The 17780-nt window shown below is 62.9% G+C and carries 19 protein-coding genes; 10 read left to right on the top strand and 9 right to left on the bottom strand.

Annotated elements, in window-relative coordinates; translation table 11 throughout:
• Positions 1–16: 16 nt before the first annotated feature.
• Entirely contained in the window at positions 17–460 is a 444-nt protein-coding gene (locus O7A61_RS08110; RefSeq protein ID WP_337129314.1) for an SRPBCC family protein, read from the top strand.
• Between the two features lie 41 nt (positions 461–501).
• On the opposite strand, the gene O7A61_RS08105 is transcribed toward O7A61_RS08110, so the two are convergent.
• Entirely contained in the window at positions 502–792 is a 291-nt protein-coding gene (locus tag O7A61_RS08105) for a DUF3175 domain-containing protein (RefSeq protein ID WP_140747648.1), read from the bottom strand.
• Positions 793–965: 173 nt separating this feature from the next.
• On the opposite strand from O7A61_RS08105, the gene O7A61_RS08100 reads away from it, so the two are divergent.
• The 7 genes from O7A61_RS08100 (at position 966) to O7A61_RS08070 (ending at position 8931) form a co-directional block, all read left to right on the top strand.
• A complete protein-coding gene (locus O7A61_RS08100; RefSeq protein WP_337129278.1) occupies positions 966–2195 on the top strand; it encodes an MFS transporter in 1230 nt (409 codons plus the stop codon).
• Positions 2196–2350: 155 nt separating this feature from the next.
• Positions 2351–3379, top strand: a complete 1029-nt coding sequence (locus O7A61_RS08095; RefSeq protein ID WP_337105199.1) for a LacI family DNA-binding transcriptional regulator — start codon at positions 2351–2353, stop codon at positions 3377–3379.
• A gap of 289 nt (positions 3380–3668) precedes the next feature.
• Positions 3669–4796, top strand: a complete 1128-nt coding sequence (locus O7A61_RS08090) for a sugar ABC transporter substrate-binding protein (protein ID WP_337129277.1) — start codon at positions 3669–3671, stop codon at positions 4794–4796.
• Positions 4797–4872: 76 nt separating this feature from the next.
• Entirely contained in the window at positions 4873–6420 is a 1548-nt protein-coding gene (locus O7A61_RS08085; protein ID WP_337129276.1) for a sugar ABC transporter ATP-binding protein, read from the top strand.
• Complete coding sequence (locus O7A61_RS08080) at positions 6417–7397, top strand: ABC transporter permease (RefSeq protein ID WP_140502323.1); 981 nt, start codon at positions 6417–6419, stop codon at positions 7395–7397. Before O7A61_RS08085 ends, O7A61_RS08080 begins: the two co-directional genes overlap by 4 nt.
• Entirely contained in the window at positions 7394–8380 is a 987-nt protein-coding gene (locus O7A61_RS08075) for an ABC transporter permease (RefSeq protein ID WP_140502324.1), read from the top strand. The genes O7A61_RS08080 and O7A61_RS08075 overlap by 4 nt, the downstream gene beginning before the upstream one ends.
• Positions 8381–8382: 2 nt before the next feature.
• The gene (locus O7A61_RS08070; RefSeq protein WP_337105042.1) at positions 8383–8931 is read left to right on the top strand and encodes a gluconokinase; all 549 of its coding nucleotides are present in this window, start codon (positions 8383–8385) and stop codon (positions 8929–8931) included.
• Here O7A61_RS08070 and O7A61_RS08065 read toward each other — a convergent pair.
• The 3 genes from O7A61_RS08065 to O7A61_RS08055 all read right to left on the bottom strand — a co-directional run bounded on the left by O7A61_RS08065 (position 8926) and on the right by O7A61_RS08055 (position 11776).
• Complete coding sequence (locus O7A61_RS08065; protein ID WP_337129275.1) at positions 8926–10077, bottom strand: hypothetical protein; 1152 nt, start codon at positions 10075–10077, stop codon at positions 8926–8928. The genes O7A61_RS08070 and O7A61_RS08065 overlap by 6 nt on opposite strands.
• Positions 10078–10087: 10 nt before the next feature.
• Positions 10088–10537, bottom strand: a complete 450-nt coding sequence (locus tag O7A61_RS08060) for an RrF2 family transcriptional regulator (protein WP_023769580.1) — start codon at positions 10535–10537, stop codon at positions 10088–10090.
• Between the two features lie 252 nt (positions 10538–10789).
• Positions 10790–11776 carry a sulfate ABC transporter substrate-binding protein gene (locus tag O7A61_RS08055; RefSeq protein WP_027141563.1) on the bottom strand — a complete coding sequence of 329 codons (987 nt, stop codon included), beginning with the start codon at positions 11774–11776 and terminating at the stop codon, positions 10790–10792.
• Between the two features lie 246 nt (positions 11777–12022).
• On the opposite strand from O7A61_RS08055, the gene O7A61_RS08050 reads away from it, so the two are divergent.
• Positions 12023–12304 carry a type II toxin-antitoxin system TacA family antitoxin gene (locus O7A61_RS08050; RefSeq protein ID WP_337129274.1) on the top strand — a complete coding sequence of 94 codons (282 nt, stop codon included), beginning with the start codon at positions 12023–12025 and terminating at the stop codon, positions 12302–12304.
• Complete coding sequence (locus O7A61_RS08045; protein ID WP_337129273.1) at positions 12304–12789, top strand: GNAT family N-acetyltransferase; 486 nt, start codon at positions 12304–12306, stop codon at positions 12787–12789. The genes O7A61_RS08050 and O7A61_RS08045 overlap by 1 nt, the downstream gene beginning before the upstream one ends.
• 57 nt (positions 12790–12846) lie before the next feature.
• Here O7A61_RS08045 and O7A61_RS08040 read toward each other — a convergent pair whose 3' ends face one another.
• The 5 genes from O7A61_RS08040 to O7A61_RS08020 form a co-directional block, all read right to left on the bottom strand.
• Positions 12847–13887 (bottom strand): sulfate/molybdate ABC transporter ATP-binding protein, encoded by a 1041-nt coding sequence (locus tag O7A61_RS08040; RefSeq protein ID WP_027141566.1) that lies wholly within the window; start codon positions 13885–13887, stop codon positions 12847–12849.
• A 12-nt stretch (positions 13888–13899) separates the two neighbouring features.
• Positions 13900–14784: a sulfate ABC transporter permease subunit CysW gene (cysW, locus tag O7A61_RS08035; protein WP_337129272.1), complete on the bottom strand. Its 885-nt coding sequence runs from the start codon at positions 14782–14784 to the stop codon at positions 13900–13902.
• Positions 14777–15628, bottom strand: coding sequence for a sulfate ABC transporter permease subunit CysT (cysT, locus tag O7A61_RS08030; protein WP_027141568.1), 852 nt, complete (start codon positions 15626–15628; stop codon positions 14777–14779). Before cysT ends, cysW begins: the two co-directional genes overlap by 8 nt.
• Before the next feature lie 22 nt (positions 15629–15650).
• Positions 15651–16679, bottom strand: coding sequence for a sulfate ABC transporter substrate-binding protein (locus O7A61_RS08025; protein ID WP_027141569.1), 1029 nt, complete (start codon positions 16677–16679; stop codon positions 15651–15653).
• Between the two features lie 224 nt (positions 16680–16903).
• Positions 16904–17641, bottom strand: a complete 738-nt coding sequence (locus O7A61_RS08020; protein ID WP_337129271.1) for a M15 family metallopeptidase — start codon at positions 17639–17641, stop codon at positions 16904–16906.
• Between the last annotated feature and the right edge of the window lie 139 nt (positions 17642–17780).

Genomic DNA, 17780 nt, shown 5'->3' with positions numbered 1-17780 from the left:
GGAAGGAGAATTTGACATGCCCAGCACCGTTCGTCTGCACCGCGTTCTGACCACCAGCCCGGAGAAGGTCTACCGCGCGTTCCTCGAAGCGGATGCGCTTGCCAAATGGCTTCCGCCGAACGGCTTCACCTGCACGGTCCATCACTTCGAAGGCAAGGTCGGCGGCACGTTCAAGATGTCGTTCCGCAACTTCACCACTGGCGACAGCCACTCGTTTGGCGGTGAGTATGTCGAACTCGTCGCGGGCGAACTCCTGCGCTACACCGACAGGTTCGACGATCCCAACCTGCCCGGCGAGATGGAGGTGACCGTGACGCTGAAGAAAGTGTCCGTGGGCACCGAAGTGAACATCACCCAGGCCGGCATCCCGGATGTCATTCCCGCGGAAGCTTGCTATCTCGGTTGGCAGGAGTCGCTACGGAACCTGGCCAAGCTCGTCGAACCCGAGATCAAACAATAGAGCGCCATATTCAGTCAGGTGCCATTGGCGGGCGAGGGCGGCTAATCCTCCTTTGGACGCCCGAATGCGGCGCGCAGTTCGTCCTTGGCGTCCTCAAGGACCTTCTTGCGCGCCGCGGGCAGGTTTTTGCCGGCCCTGTTGATGTAGAAATTCAGCATCGACATGGCGGACTGGAAGGGCTCGGCCTTGCGGCGGTGGCTGTGTTCGGCCGACCGCTTGAGCGAGGCGGCGATCTTCTTGGCGTCGTCGGATTCGAAGACATGCTCCTCGAGATCCATCGCATTGCTGTGCTCGGTCACCTCGGCCGACCATTTCTGCTTGGTGGCGGTCATGGCTGGGACTCCTTTGCAAGGTTGCTGATCGGAAACTCCAGATGTTGGCGTCGGTTCCCCCATTCGTACCGGCCTGGAGCCACGGATTTGCCCGCTGTGGCGCTGCTGTGCGCCGAGAATGCGTCGATAGTGGCCAAAACAGCAACGGTTGAGACCGCCGACAGGAAACGCCTTTGACGCGAACCGACGTGAGCCGGCCCAGCCCCGGCATCGATAGTTCCTACGCCTGGATGCGGCTGGCCATCTCGATGCTGCTGGCCACGATCGGTGCGGTCGGCATGTGGGCCGTTGTCGTGGTGCTGCCGGCGGTACAGGCCGAGTTCGGCGTCGACCGCGCCGCGGCATCCATGCCCTACACCGCGACCATGGTGGGCTTTGCCGCCGGCAATGTGCTGGTCGGCCGCGCCATTGACCGCATGGGCTACTGGATCCCGGCGCTGTTTTCCTCGATCGCGCTCTCCGCCGGTCTCCTGCTCGCTGCGCTGTCGACCTCGATCCTGCAATTCACCCTTGCCCAGGGGGTGCTGATCGGTGTCGGCACATCGGTGATCTTCGGGCCGCTGATCGCCGATATCTCGCACTGGTTCAACCGCCGGCGCGGCGTGGCTGTCACGGCGGCGGCGGCCGGCAACTACCTCGCCGGAGCGATATGGCCCACCGTCATGCCGACGCTGATCAAGGCGGAAGGCTGGCGCTTCACCTATGCCGCCATCGGCGTCTTCTGCCTGGTCACCATGGTGCCGCTGGTGTTGTTGCTGCGGCGCGGCGCTCCGGAAGCGGCGGCCGCCGGCTCGCCCGGAAGCCGGCCTGTGCAGTCGATTTCACTGTCGCCGGCGATGCTGCAGATATTGCTGGTCGTCGCGGGACTGGGCTGCTGCGTGGCGATGTCGATGCCGCAAGTGCATATCGTCGCCTATTGCATGGACCTTGGCTACGGCATGGCGCATGGCGCCGACATGCTGTCGATCATGATGGCTGCGGGCGTCGTCAGCCGGCTTGCCTCGGGCTTTGTCGCCGACCGCATCGGCGGCGTCAAAACGTTGCTTATCGGGTCTGTGCTTCAATGCCTGTCATTGCTGTTCTATATCCCGTTCGACGGGCTCGCCTCGCTCTATGTCGTGTCGCTGGTCTTCGGCCTGTCGCAGGGCGGCATCGTGCCTTGCTACGCGATTATCGTGCGCGAATACCTGCCGGCCAAGGAGGCCGGCCAGCGCATCGGCATCGTCATGATGGCGACGATTTTTGGCATGGCGATCGGCGGCTGGATGTCGGGCTGGATCTATGACCTGACGGGCTCCTACGCCGCCGCGTTCCTGAACGGCATTGCCTGGAACCTGCTGAACATACTGGCGATTGGGCTATTAATGTGGAAAGCGAGGCACAGGGCGGCCGTAGCGGCCTGAGGAAGGCCAAGCACAGCCACGGCTCAGCTTGACAACAGGCAGTCACTGCGCGACGCCAGGGGCCGACGGGTGCTGAAACAGGCCTGTGAGATGGCGACAGCTGGAAAGATCGCATTGCGGGCGTGCTTGAATGGCCGGGCGCATGGGCTAAGGCCTTGATCAAGCCGCGCTCGCGCCGGGGCGGTGGCCGCCCGACCCTATCTGACGTGGCACGCAAGGCCGGCGTCGGCGCCATCACCGTTTCACGCGCGCTGCGCGAGCCGGAGCGCGTTTCCGAGGAACTGCGCCGCCAGATCCTGGCCGCCATCGAAGAGCTTGGCTATGTGCCGGATCCCAACGCGCGGGCATTGGCCTCGGCGCGGGCCGAGGTGTTCGGCGTGCTGGTGCCTTCGCTGACCAACAACGTCTTCGCGGAGGTGGTGCGCGGCATCTATGACAGCCTGTCGGACAGCCCGTTCCGCATCCAGCTCGGCAACACGCACTATTCCGGACTGGAGGAAGAGCGGCTGCTGCAGGTGTTCGGCTCCCAGCGGCCGGCAGCGCTGATCGTTGCCGGCATCGACCAGACACCTACCTCGCGAAAGCTGTTGGAAAATGCCGGTTGCCCGGTGGTTCAGGTGATGGAGACCGGACCCGATCCCGTGGACATGATGGTCGGTTTCTCGCATCTCGAAGGCGGCAGGACGGCGACCCAGCACCTGATCGAGGCGGGGTATCGCCGGATCGGCTTCATCGGCGCGCGCATGGATCCGCGCTCGCAGCGGCGCCTGGCTGGTTACCGGCTGGCGATGGAGAAGGCCGGCCTGCTGGACCCGCGCCTGATCACCACCACGCCGGTGCCTTCCAGCGTGCCGCTTGGCCGCGAGCTGTTCCGCGATGCGCTTGCCAAGATGCCGACGCTCGACGGCGTGTTTTGCAACAATGACGACATCGCGCTCGGCGTGCTGTTCGAATGCCATCGCGCCTCGATCGACGTTCCGAAGACCATCGGCATTGTCGGCTTCAACGATCTCGACATGATGCAGGTGGCCTTTCCCTCGATCACCAGCATCCGCACCCATCGCTACGAAATCGGCAGGCGCGCGGTCGCCATGGCGCTGGCGGCGATATCAGGTGACAGGCCGGAGCAGCGGGTCGTCGACCTTGGTTTCGAGCTCAAGCGCCGCGAGAGCACGGCACGTTGAAGCAGTTTAGAACCTGCTGAAATCAGCCTTTACAGGCATTCTTGGTAGCGCTACCATCCGAGCTGGTGTGAAGTCGGACTGCTGTTTATTATACATAAGCGACAGAATGTTCCTTGTTTATTATTGATAATACGATACTTTCGTTGCAGCTTAAGGAAGCAACGAGGAGGAACAGGTGGCCGGGGCCACCTGATGTGCGTGGCGGGCCAGAGCGGGAGGTGCTGGGGCGAACACGTCATTGTACTGCAGCTAAACAAACAAGTCAGAACTGCAACTGGGAGGAATATCGATGATCAAGTCACTCGTTGGTGGCATCGTTGCCGCCACTGCATTCGTCATGTTGAGCTCAGCGGCGATGGCCGCAGGCCCAGAAGTCGTCAAGGGACCAGCAGCCGAGCCGGACTGCTTTGCCCCCTGGGCAGCCGATACGCAATTCTTCAAGTTCCCCAAGAAGGCCGGCCCATATCGCATCGCGCTCGCCAACGGCTATATCGCCAACACCTGGCGTATCCAGATGGTGCAGACCGCCAAGGCGTATGCGGCACAGCCGGATGTCGCCAAAAAGCTGAAGGAATTCAAGGTCGTGTCAACCGGCGAGGACGTCCCGGCGCAGATCTCCGCGATCAACAATTTCATCGATTCCGGCTTTGACGCGATCGTTGTCAACGCGCAGAACCCGACCGCCTTCGGGCCAGTCATCAAGCGCGCCAAGGAGGCAGGGGTCGTGCTGGTCGCCTTCGACAACATTCTCGACACCAAGGATGCCATCAACGTCAATGTCGACCAGAAGGGCCTTGGCGCATTGTGGGGCAAGTGGTTGGTCTCACATGTCCCGAACGGCGGAAAGGTGCTCGAAGTGCGCGGCGTCGCCGGCACTTCCGTTGACACGGACCGTCATGCCGGCATCCACGAGGTGCTCGACGGCTCGGGCAAGAAATGGGAAGTCACGGAGGTGGTCGGCAAGTGGGACGACGGCGTTGCCCAGAAAGCTACGGCGGACGCGATTGCCACCAACGGACCCTTCGACGGCGTCACCGGGCAAGGCGGCGACACCGGCATCGTCCAGGCGATGATGGATGCCAAGCATCCATTCGTTCCGTTCGGCGGCGAGACGGAGAATGGTTTTCGCAAGTTCTGCGCCGCGCATGCCGCCGACGGCTTGAAGTGCTCTTCCGCCGGCACCGGCCCCGCCCAGGTGGCTGTGGCAATCAAGACGGCAATCGCGGCCCTCGAAGGCAATGTCGTGCCGCAATCGGTGAAGCTGCCGCTGGCCATTGTCGAGGATCCGAACTTCAAGGCGGGCCAGGATTTCTTCCCCGACCAGTCCGACAATTTCTTCGTCGGCAACTCCTTCCCGACCTGCGGCATCAATTTCAGTGCCCAGGAAATCATGGGGCAGAGCAAGGAAAACCAGTAGTCACTGGCTATCACTGGCGCCGCGGATGACCCCGCGGCGCCAGCCTGCAATCCCACAATCGCCCCGGGGAGGGTTGATGGACGGTGCGGCTCCACTCTTTCGCATGGAAGGCATTTCCAAGCGCTATGGCGGCGTGCGGGCGCTGGAAAAGGCCGAGCTGACGGTTTCCACCGGCAGCATCCACGCCATCCTCGGTGAAAACGGCGCCGGCAAGTCGACATTGATCAAGGTCATGGCCGGTGTCGTGGCGCCCGACGAAGGCCGCATGATGCTGGATGGCCGCGATGTGACCTTCGCCTCGCCCGGTGCGGCGAACAAGGCCGGCATCGTCTGCATCTTCCAGGAATTGTCGCTGATCCCCGAACTCAGCGTCGCCGACAACATCGTCATTTCGGATCCGCCCAAACGCTTCGGCATGATCGACCGCAAGGCGCAACGCCGCGTCGCCGAGGACGCGCTGGCTCGCGCGGGCGCCGCCGACATCCATCCGCTGGCGCTGGTCAAGGACCTGCCGCTGTCGCGCCGGCAGATGGTGGAGATCGCCAAGGCGCTGGCGCGCAAACCACGCATCCTCATCCTCGACGAGGCGACGTCGGCACTGACGGCGGCGGATGTCGCGAAGATCTTCGGCGTGCTGAAGCGGCTGCGCTCGGAAGGGCTGGCGCTGCTCTACATCTCGCACCGCATGAACGAGATCGCCGAACTGGCCGACCACTGCACGGTGTTCCGCAATGGCCGCAATGTCGCCAGCTACAAGGCCGGCTCGAAGAGCGACAACGAGGTGGTCGAGCTGATGATCGGCCGCGAATACAGCCATATTTTTCCGCCCAAGCCGGCGGCGGCACCGGCCAGCGCCGCCCCCAGGCTCGAGGCGCGCAAATTGTCCTGGGCCGACCGGCTGGATAACATCTCGTTGACGGTCAGGGCAGGCGAGGTGGTCGGCCTCGGCGGGCTCGACGGCCAAGGCCAGCGCGAATTGCTGCTTGCTTTCTTCGGTGTGCTGCGCGGCCTCTCGGGCGATGTGCTGATCGACGGCAAGCCGGTGACGATCAGCAGCCCGGCGGCGGCCCGCGAGGATGGCATCGGCATGGCGCTTATCCCGGAAGACCGCAAGACCGAAGGACTGATGCTGCCGATGACGGTGCGCGAAAACCTGTCCTTCGCAGCGCTCGACCGGCTGTCGAAAGGTGGTATCATCGACCGTGCCGCCGAACAGCGGCTCATCGACGACATGGTCGGCCTTCTGGCGATCAAGACGGCGGGGCTCGATATTCCGGTCGGCGCGCTGTCGGGCGGTAACCAGCAGAAGGTGGTGATCGCCAAATGGCTGATGCGCCAGCCGCGCATCATCCTGCTCAACGATCCGACGCGCGGCATCGATGTCGGTACCAAGCAGGAAATCTATCAACTGATGCGCAAGCTGGCGGACGCGGGCGCGGCGATCCTGTTCTATTCGACCGACTATGACGAGCTGATCGGCTGCTGCGACCGGGTGCTGGTGCTCTATGACGGGGCGGTCAAGCGCGAACTGGTCGGCGCCGAAATCACCGAACGAGCGCTGATATCGAGCGCGCTCAACATCCATGGCGATGAGAGCCCGTTGGGCCTGGGAGCAAGCGTGTGAAAGATTGGCGCTATTGGCTGGCCGAGCAGCGCGGAACGCTGCTGGCGCTCGGCATCTTCATCGTCATGTTCGTCATCTACACCTCGAACCATCCGGCGGGCTTCACCGCCAATGTCGTGCAGACGGCGGCGAACAAGGGCGTGCTGCTCGCCTTCGTCGCCATGGCGCAGACGCTGGTCGTCATCACCTCCGGCATCGACCTGTCCGTCGGCATGATCTTCCTGCTCACCAACTGCCTGGCCTCCTGGCTGGTGGTCGGCACGCCGATGCAGACCACGCTCGGCGTCATCGCCGTGCTGGTGGCGGGACTTCTGTGCGGCGCTATCAATGGCGCCATCGTGATCTACGGAAGGCTGCAGCCGATCGTCGCGACCATCGCCACCGGGGCGGTCTACTACGGCATCGGCCTTTTGCTGCGGCCCTTCCCGGGCGGCTCGGTCAACGAGAACCTGGCCGATGCTTTGACAGGACGTTTGTTCGATCTGGTGCCGGCAAGCCTGGTCGTGCTGCTGGCGGTCGTGCTGTTGATCTGGGTGCCGTTCAGCCGCTCGGTACTCGGCCGTGCCGCCTACGCGGCCGGCTCTTCGGAAACGGCTGCCTATATGTCGGGCGTGCCGATAAGGCGCGGCAAGTTCGCCGCTTACACGCTTGCGGGGCTGCTGGCCGCGATCGGCGGGCTGTTCCTGACCTTTTTCACCTATACGGGCGAGGCGGCCTATGCCAGCGGCAACGCCTATACGCTGTTCTCGATCGCGGCCGTGGTGCTGGGCGGTGTGTCGCTGTTCGGCGGCAAGGGCAGCGCCATCGGCGCCATCTTCGGCGCGCTTGCCTTCCGCACCATCGGCGACCTGTTGTTCGTGTTCGATTTCGATCCGCTCTGGCAGCCGCTGTTCCAGGGCGTTATCCTGCTGGTCGCCGTCAGCCTCGGCGCCTTCGCCCTGTTTCGGGTCCGCAACCGGCTGGAGTGGTTCCTGTGAGCGATACGACCTTGGGCGGCATTGCCGGCCGCATGCCGAAATTCATCCGCCGCGCCGATCCGGCGGTGCTGACCGCCTTTGCCTGTATCGTGGTGCTGCTGTTGGTGGGCAGCCTCTATTCGCGCAGCTTCCTGTCGCCTGAATATCTCTTGCAGCAGCTCAAGGTCGCCTCGTTCCTCGGCGTCATCGCCACGGGCATGATGCTGGTCATCCTGCTCGGCCAGATCGACCTGTCCGTACCATGGTCGGTGGCGGCGGGCGCGATGATGGCCTGCGCGGCGGCCGCCTACGGTCCGGCCGGGGTGGCACTGGCAATCCCGTTCGGCATCTTCTGCGGCGTGCTGATCGGCATCGTCAACGGCATCGGGGTCGCCTATCTGCGCATCCCCTCGATGATCATCACGCTCGCCACCAACGCCGTCGCGCAAGGGCTGATGGTGGTCTACACCGGCGGTTTCTCGCCGCAGGATTCGGCCACCGGCGCCATGCGCTACTTGGCCACCGGCTTCACCATTCCGGGCGTCCCCAACGCGGTCATCATCTGGGCGCTGATCGGGGCCGCAATGGTGTTCGTGCTGACCCGTAGCGGCTTTGGCCGCGCGGTCTATGGCATCGGCAACCGCGAGCGCGCCGCCTATCTCTCCGGCATCGACACAAGACGCGTGGTGATGATCGCCTTCGCCGTCTCCGGCGGACTCTCCGCCTTTGGCGGCGTGCTGCTGGCCGGCTACGCCTCCAAGGCGGCGCAATCAATGGGTGACGCCTATCTGCTGCCGTCGATCGCGGCCGTGGTGCTCGGCGGCACCTCGATTCTCGGCGGACGCGGCTCCTATCTCGGCACGGTCGCCGGCGTGATCCTGATCACGCTGCTGCAATCCATTCTGTCGGTCATGCAGATGCCGGAAGCGGGACGGCAGATCATCTATGGCGTCGTCATCGTCGCCATGCTCCTGCTCTATGGCCGCGCGCCGGCGAGCCGCTGACGGTGGACGAAAACGCAGCGCAGGCGCCGACGGGCGCTTCCGGTTTGGCGCTTCCGGCCATCGTGATGATGGGCGTCGCCGGCTGCGGCAAGTCAGCCGTCGGTATCGCGCTGGCCGATGCGTTGGGTGCCGTCTTCATCGAGGGCGACAGGCTGCATCCGCCCGAAAACGTTGCCCGCATGGCGCGGGGCGAACCGCTCACCGACCAGCTGCGCGAAGGCTGGCTCGACGCGATCGGTGAGCGCATCGCGGCGTCGATCGCCAAGGGACAGGGCGTGGTTGCAGCCTGCTCGGCACTGAAGCGCGGCTATCGCGAGCGTCTGCGCGGCTTCTGCCCTGATATCATCTTCCTCTATCTGGAGATCGATCCCGCCACCGCGCGGCAGCGGGTCGCCGGCCGCAAGGGCCATTTCATGCCGGCAAGCCTGGTCGACAGCCAGTTCGCCATCCTCGAGCCGCCAGGTGCCGATGAGCGAGCATTGACGCTCGACGCGACGCGGCCAATCGACGAACTCGTCGCCCAGGCAATGCGCTCGATGCGCCGGTCATGAGCCTTCTTCTTCGCTGAAGCCGATCCTGTCCTGAGCCTCTGTCAACCGTTCATGGCGCGACCAGGACATCATCTGCTCGGGGCACTGCTTCAGCGCCTGCAGCAGGCGGTCGCGTTTCAGCAGGATATAGTGTGCCTGCAGGGCCATGTTCTTGGCTCCGTCCCTGGTGGTGTCCACTGCCGGGAGCGCCGGTGCCGCCGGCATCAGTTCCGGGCTCAAGACGGCCCGGTATTCCCGGAAGGGCACCACCTCGAAAGTCGACATGGCAAACAGGGCCGTCTTGCCCCGGGCGGCGAAATTCGCCGGTGCCGAGGCAAGGTGTGTCCAGCCGCTTTCGCCCAGATCGGTTTCGGTGAAGGTCGAGCCGGCATGGATGGTGTTGGTCATCAGCACGACGCCGTTCTGCTTCAACATCTTTTGAATGCGGATGGTGACCTGATAGGCATCGTCGCGGTCGAAGACGATCCGGCTTTTCAGGAACCGGTTCTCGACATGAACCATTGGCGGGTTGAGGAAGTGCTGGCCGAATGCCGTCTCGGACACGCCATGCGTGTTGACGCTGACCTGATGCGCTTCGATGCCGGCCTCATGTATGGCGCGCTTGCCGATTATCGTTTGGGCGGTGAATTGATCGCACCAGAGGATCGCGCCGTGGCCGCGTTGCAAGGCTGCCTGCAAGCCCTCAAGCCCTTCCAGCCGGATCGTCGGCGTCCAGCGACCGGCGACCAGATGCGCGGCGAGTTGCATGCGGCGGCGATGGCGCGCCGCGAGCAATGCCTCGAACAGCTTGCGTGCATCGATGCCGTCGCCGAGCACCGCGCGCGTTGCGGCGGCATAGAAGCGGAAATCCTTGCACATATGGCGCTTCAGGCGAAATCTCGACGCCCAATCGCAGATCGGCGACCACCAGCGAACCGGCAGTGCTGCCGCGACCGCGAGATAGAAGAGAGCAATCAGGCTCTCGCGAAGATCCCTGGTGGAGAAGCGGCGGAGCCTGCCGGGATTAATCACCTTGCGGCTGAAAAAGCGCACGTCCTCGGCATATTCGGGGACAAAGACGTCGGCGATGATCTCAGTGCGAAAGCTGGCTGCCGATGACTGCTTACGGGCGGCTTTTCGGGATCTCGTAAACCTCGACAGCCTCATCCACCCGGCTCTAGATCTGCGATGTCAACTCGACCGGGAAATCGTCATTGTCGGCATCGCGCATGGCGGCGAGGCTACGGTTGTCCAGCACCTCGGCAATCGCCTGGCGCACTTCCAGCATCATGTGCCGGACCTGGCAAGTCGCTTCATCACAATCCTCGCAGCGCTGGTACTGCGTGCGGCTGGCGCAAGGTATCGGCGCCAGCGGCCCGTCGAGCACGCGCACGACGTGGCCGATCTTGATCTCGGAAGCGGGGCGGGCGAGACGGTAACCGCCTTCCTTGCCCTTGCGGCTCTGGACGAAGCCGGCGTTGCGCAATTCGCCCAGGATGGCATCGAGGAATTTCTTTGGGATGTTGTTGGCGACGGCGATGTCGTTGACGAAGGCCAGTTGGCCAACCGGAAGATTGGAAAGATGCACGAGGGCCTTGAGGCCGTATTTGCCTTTTTTCGTCAGCATGCCCGAGTCAACCCGTTGAAGCCCCAACCAACCCGCATCTGGCGGCTGTTTGTGTGCAAATGATGACGGCGTTGCTTCCGCACGCCGCCGTTTCGCGAAACAATGCCATTGGAAGGCATGTTAGGCACAAACGCGTTGATTCTTTGTAACGTTTTGCACGGAGGGCGCCGGCTTTACCCTATCGGCTGAATAAACGAGGAAAGCCGGCTCGGGGCCGGCTTTCCTCGATCTTTCTATCGGGCAGCGGAGACTTTACCGGCTGCCATAAGCCTGATCGAGCAGACCGCCGGCGGCGAAATGCGCTTTTTGGACCTTGTCCCAGCCGCCGAAGACGTCTTCCACGGTCAGCAGGCGCACATCTGGAAAATCGGCCTTGTATTTGGCCGCGACAGCCGCGTCGCGTGCGCGCAGGCCATTGTCGGCGGCGATGCCCTGGCCCTCGGGTGTATAGAGGAAGTCGAGGTAGCTCTTGGCCAGATCACGCGTGCCGTGCTCGTCGGCGACCTTGTCGACGATCGCCACCGGGAATTCCGCCAGAAGGCTGACCGAAGGCGTGACCTGCTCGAATTTGTCGTCGCCGTATTCCTTGCGGATGCCGCGTGTCTCGGATTCGAAGGTGATCAGCACGTCGCCGATCTCGCGCTGCACGAAGGTGGTGGTCGCTGCGCGCCCGCCAGTGTCGAAGATCGGCACGTTGTTGAACAGCTTGGTGATGAATTCCTTCACCTTCGCGTCGTCGCCCTTGAAGGCTTCCTTGGCGTAGGCGGTGGCCGCCAGATAGGTGTAGCGGGCATTGCCAGACGTTTTCGGGTTGGGGAAGATCACCTGCACGTCGTCGCGCACGAGATCGTTCCAGTCCTTGATGTGCTTGGGGTTGCCCGCGCGGACGAGAAACGAAGGCAGTGAATAGAAGGGCGAAGCGTTGTCGGGAAAATCCTTCTGCCAGTCGGCCGAGACGAGGCCCTTCTTGACCAGGAAGTCGACGTCGGTGACCTGGTTGAAGGTGACGACATCGGCACCGAGGCCTTCGGCGATGGCGCGCGCCTGCGCGGAAGTGCCGGCATGCGACTGGTCGATGCTCACACCCGGGTGCTTGGCGATAAAGGCCTTGTTGACCTGCACGAAGAGTTCGCGGCCGACGTCATAGGAGGCGTTCAGCAGCTTGTCGGCCGACCAGGCTTGGGAGGATGCGAGGAGGAGGCCGGCGGCGGCGGCAACGCCGATGAAAAATCGCTTCATGAAAAGGCTCCGGATGTCATGCTCTATTACCAGACCATAGCCGGGGCGCAGAGGAGCGGCGAGGCATAGATTCAGGGCTTGGCGGCTGTTACTAGAAAACCGTTTCCCACACCGGCACATCGTAGTTTTTTCTTTCAAGCGGAGTCGTCTTTTTGAGGCCGGTCCTCTTCAGTCTCTTCCGAGAGAGGCGACAAATGGATACACATTGTGTATGCCCCATGTTATGATGTTCGAAAGGAGTCTTCCATGGCGAAAGCCGCACCCGAAACCCATGCCAAGCCCGTCAATCTGCGCATCCGAGAGGACATGCGTATACTGATTGACCGTGCCGCAAAGATACGCGGGAAGACCCGTTCCGACTTCATGATCGATGCCGCTTATCGTGCGGCCGAGGATACGCTGCTCGAGCAAACATTGATCAAGGTGGATCCGGAGAGTTACCGGCATTATCTCGACATCCTCGATGAACCGCCAAGCGGGGAAGGTTTTGCACGCCTTATGGACGTGCCCAGGCCTTGGCGGGACTGATGCCATCGGCGCCCACGCCGCTGGCGGAACACCACGATCTGGAATTTTTCCAAAGCGGAACAGAAAGCCTCGATCAATGGCTTCGCCGTCGGGCACGGGCCAACCAGGTCAGTGGCGCATCGCGGACCTATGTGGTGGCGGAAGGCACACGCGTTGTCGGCTATTATTGCTTGTCTTCGGGCGGGCTTGATCTGGCGGAAGCGCCTGGCATCATTCGCCGCAACATGCCAGATCCCATTCCAATGGTCGTGCTCGGACGTCTCGCGGTGGATGCAAGCTGGCAAGGGAAGGGGCTGGGTGCTGCGCTTCTGCAAGACGCCGTCCTGCGCGCCGGTCGAGCCGCGACGATCCTGGGGATTCGCGGAGTTTTTGTTCATGCCATATCGGATGAAGCGAAAGCCTTTTACGAGCACTACGGCTTTGCGGCTTCCCCGAAAAATCCCATGACCTTGGCGTTGTCGTTGAAAGGCCAGATGAAAGGGTAAGCGACCGCCACCAGACCAGGATATTCGCTGGTGACGAGATTCACAGTGGTCCGATCGCTAAGCAGCCGGGAACAGTTTCCAGCGCCCCGGCCGGAAGGCCACCCGGCTCTTTTGTGCCGCCGGATGATCGACCGGCAGTTCGATCTCGACCCGCTGGCGTTCGCCACCGATTTCGAGCTCCACGCGCCGTGTGCCGGCAACGCGGCGGCTGGCGGCCACGGTGCCGGCGATGCAGCCGCTGCAGCCGTCCAGCAGTTCGACATCATGCGGGCGAAAATACAGCATCGCATCGCCCTGGGGCGCGTGCGGCGCCGACAATCCGATCGGACGGTCGGCGAGCCAGATCTCGCCATTCTCGATCTTGACCGGAAGCGAGCTCGATTCACCAATGAAGCCGTAGACGAAGGGCGAGTTCGGCGTGTCGTAGATGTCGTCGGCGGTGCCGACCTGCTCGACGCGGCCCTGGCTCATCACCACGACGCGGTCGGCAAGCTCCAGCGCCTCTTCCTGATCGTGGGTGACGAAGACGGTGGTGTGGCCGGTAGCGTCATGGATTTCGCGCAGCCAGCGGCGCAGTTCCCGCCGCACCTGCGCATCGAGCGCGCCGAACGGCTCATCGAGCAGCAGCACCTTGGGTTCGATGGCCATGGCACGGGCGAGCGCCACGCGCTGGCGCTGGCCGCCCGAAAGTTGCGCCGGATAGCGTTTTTCCAGACCCGACAGCTGGACGAGATCGAGAAGCTCGGACGCGCGGCGGCGGATTTCGGCCGCCGGCGGCCGCGTCGGCCCGTGCCGCACCTTGAGGCCGAAGCCGATATTGTCGGCCACCGTCATGTGCCGGAACAGCGCGTAGTGCTGGAAGACGAAGCCGACATTGCGTTCCTGGATCGACTTTTGCGAAGCGTCCTCGTCGCCAAAGAAGATTTTTCCACGCGTCGGGCGCTCCAGCCCGGCGATCAACCTGAGCAAGGTCGTCTTGCCGGAACCGGACGGTCCGAGCAACGCAATCAGTTCGCCCGACTTGATGTCGAGCGACACGTCGTGGAGCGCCGGAAACCGTTCGAATTCCTTGCGCACATTGGCAACGCGAACTTCCATGCAATGAACCTTCTAATGTCCGCGCGTCGCGGCGAGTTCGGCGCCGTAGCGCATCTCGAGCAGAGTTTTCAAGATCAGCGTGACGAGCGCCAGCCCGGCAAGCAAGGAGGCGACGGCGAAGGCGCCGACGGCATTGTATTCGTTGTAGAGGATTTCGACATGCAGCGGCATGGTGTTGGTCAGGCCGCGTATGTGGCCCGACACCACCGAAACCGCGCCGAACTCGCCCATGGCGCGCGCATTGCACAGAAGCACGCCGTAGAGCAGGCCCCATTTGACATTGGGCAAGGTCACATACCAGAACGTCTGCCAGCCATTGGCCCCGAGCGAAAGAGCCGCTTCCTCGTCGCCATTGCCCTGTTCCTGCATCAGCGGGATCAGTTCGCGGGCGACGAAGGGGAAGGTGACGAAGACGGTGGCCAGCACAATGCCCGGCACGGCGAACAAGATCTGGATGCCATGTGCCTTCAACCACTCGCCGAGCAGCCCCTGGGCGCCGAACAGAAGCACGTAGACCAGGCCTGAAATGACGGGGGAGACCGAGAAGGGCAGATCGATCAACGTGGTCAGGAAGGCCTTGCCCTTGAACTCGAACTTGGCGATCGCCCAGGCGGCCGAGATACCGAAGACGATGTTGAGCGGTACCGAGATCGCCGCGACCAGCAAGGTCAAGCGGATCGCCGAACGGGTGTCCGCATCGCTCAGCGATTCCAGGTAGGTGCCAACGCCCTTGGCGAAGGCTTCCTTGAAAACGATGATCAGCGGCAGCAACAGGAAGACGGCGAGAAAGACGAAGACGACGGTCATCAGCACGGCCCGTGCCGGCCGGCTTTCGGTCACTGCCGCCGAGCGGCTTTCATGGAACGGTTCGTAGGATTTGATCTCGGGTTCAGCCATAGCGCTTGCGGCTCCATGTCTGCACCAGATTGACGATCAACAGCATGATGAACGACAACGCCAGCATGATTGCCGCGATCGCGGTCGCCGCCGGGTAATTGTATTCCTCGAGCCGGATGACGATCAAAAGCGGCGCGATCTCGGATTTGTAGGGCAAATTGCCGGCGATGAAGATGACCGAGCCGTATTCGCCGACGCCGCGCGCGAAGGCCAGCGAGAAGCCGGTGATGATGGCCGGCGCCAGGCCCGGAAAGAGCACGCGGGTGATGATCTGAAAGCGGCTGGCGCCGAGCGTGGCGGCGGCTTCCTCCACTTCCTTGTCGATCTCTTCCATGATCGGCTGCACGGTGCGCACGACGAAGGGCAGGCCGATGAAGATCAACGCGATGACGATGCCGAGCGGCGTGTAGGCGACCTTGATGCCGAGCGGCATCAGCAGCTTGCCGATCCAGCCATTCGGCGCGTAGAGCGTGGTCAGCGCGATGCCAGCCACCGCCGTCGGCAGCGCGAATGGCAGGTCGACCATGGCATCGACGATGCGGCGGCCGGGAAAACGGTAGCGCACCAGCACCCAAGCGACGAGCGTGCCGAAAACGACATTGACGACAGCCGCGATGAAGGCGGTGCCGAAGCTGATTTCAAGTGCGTTGAGCGTGCGGCGATCGGTGGCGATGGCCCAGAAATCGGCCCAGCCGAGAGCGGCCGAACGCCAGATCAGCCCGGATAGCGGGATGAGGATGATGAGGGTGAGGTAGGCAAGCGAGAAGCCGAGCGTCAATCCGAAACCCGGAATGACGCTCGGCTGTCTGAACCGCCACCCCGCCTGCGCGGGTGCTGTGGTCATGTCGTCCCGATCTAGGTTTAGCTTACTGGGCCGGTTTGTAGATCTGGTCGAATATACCACCGTCGCCGAAATGATAAGGCTGTGCTTTCTTCCAGCCACCGAAAAGCGGGTCGTCAATGGTGATCAGCTTGATAGGCGGCAGCTTGGCGAGATCCTCGGGCGGAACCAGATCGGGCTTGGACGGCCGGTAGTGGTTCTTGGCGATGATGGTCTGGCCTTCCTTGGAATAGAGGTAGCTCAGATAGGCCTCGGCCACCTTGCGCGTGCCCTTGGCGTCGACATTGGCGTCGACCACTGCCACCGGCGGCTCGGCCAGGATCGAGGTCGGCGGATAGACGATGTCGAAATTGTCGGCGCCAAACTCGTCGAGCGCCAGATAGGCATCGTTTTCCCAGGCGATCAGCACGTCGCCCAGGCCTTTTTGCGCGAAGGTCACGGTCGAGCCGCGCGCGCCGGTGTCGAGCACGGGAGCATTGGCGTAGAGCTTGCCGACGAATTCCTTGGTCTTGGCTTCGTCGCCGCCATCGTTGGCGTTGGCATAGGCCCAGGCCGCGAGATAGTTCCAGCGCGCGCCGCCCGAGGTCTTGGGGTTAGGCGTGATCACCTGCGTGCCGTCCTTGATCAGATCGTTCCAGTCGTGGATGCCCTTGGGATTGCCCTTGCGGACAAGGAAGATGATCGTCGAGGTGTAAGGCGCTGAATTGTTCTCGAATTTGGTGCGCCAGTCGGGATTGATCTTCTTTGACTTGGAGACGATGGCGTTGATGTCGCCTTCGAGCGCCAGCGTCACCACATCGGCGTCCAGGCCGTCGATCACGGCGCGGGCCTGGGCGCCCGATCCGCCATGTGACTGCTGGATGGTCACCGTCTCGCCGGTCTCTGTCTTCCAATGCGCGGCGAAGGCCTCGTCATAGGCCTTATAGAGCTCGCGCGTCGGATCATAGGACACGTTGAGAATGGTGGTGTCGGCAAACGCGAAACCGAGCGTGCCGAACTGGACAGATGTGGCGACCAGTGCGCCGAGCAGTTTCCGGAAATGAGGTTTGGTCATTTCTGCCTCCGTTGAACCCGCGCCAAATCTACCGAATTGATAGAAATAAGATGCATTGAATGTTTGCCTTTTTTGCCTTCCTGAAGAAAATCTTCGGCGATCTGTCGCGGCAATGGGAAAATATTTTCCTTGCAGCTGCGCCGCACCGGAGCCGGTCCGCCATCCGGCCTATCTAGGGATGCACGGCTGCCGGGCAAGTCTGCGTTGGGCAGCTTACTCGGCGGTCACGGGGAAATCGAAGCGCTGCTTGGGAAATGGCTCGTGGGCGAGCGCAAAATGCCACCATTCGCGGGCATAGTTCTTGACCCGCCAACACGCATGGCATCGACGAGCAGCTTGCGGTTTGCCGCCGCTTCGGTGCCGAGCGGGCGATGCGCGGTCTCGCTCATCGTGTCGAAACAATCGAAGCCGGTGCCGAAATCGAGGGTGTTGGCATCGACAGCGCCGCAGGCCGGTTTCGGCACGGACGGACTGTCGGCAGGCGCAATAGCAACATCGACGGTTGAGCCGCGCGAATGTGCCGACCGTCGGGCGACGTAGCCCTCGGTGATGAGGCGGCTGCGCTTGACCTTCGGATACCACCGCGGATCCGGCGGTCCACCCGCGGTCGTCCAATCGTCCATGTCGGCCACCGCGCGGGCAGGGCGGTAGCAGTCGAACGCGACCAGCGTCATGCCCCTGGCGATCATCGCCTTCTGAACGCTGGAGAGTGCCTTCGCTGCCTCCTCGGTGAGAATGCAGACAGGTGCGTTATAGCCGTTCACCTTGCGGTGCAGGAAATTGTTGGAGCTGGCGTAGCGAATGTCCTGGCGGATGGATGGGGCGATATCGGAGAGGCGGACGAAGCCGGCAGGGAGGGGATCGGCGAAGGCAGAGTGGGTGACCATCAGCAATGTGACGAGAATGGCTGCGACCTGGCGCAGGGCATAGCCAAGCAGGCCCCCCTCTGCCCTGCCGGGCATCTCCCCCTCAAGGGGCCTGTTGCGCAATTCTGGCATTGTGATTCACTTCGATTATGGCTCGGAGGGATTTGCGATGGCGGTGAAGCGGACGGGACAGATGAGCTTTATCGAGGCGTTCCTTGGGAACAAGGCGGTTGGC

The organism is Mesorhizobium sp. Cs1321R2N1 (genome assembly GCF_037179725.1).
Lineage (GTDB): Bacteria > Pseudomonadota > Alphaproteobacteria > Rhizobiales > Rhizobiaceae > Mesorhizobium > Mesorhizobium salmacidum.
This window is presented reverse-complemented; position numbering and strand designations above follow the sequence as displayed.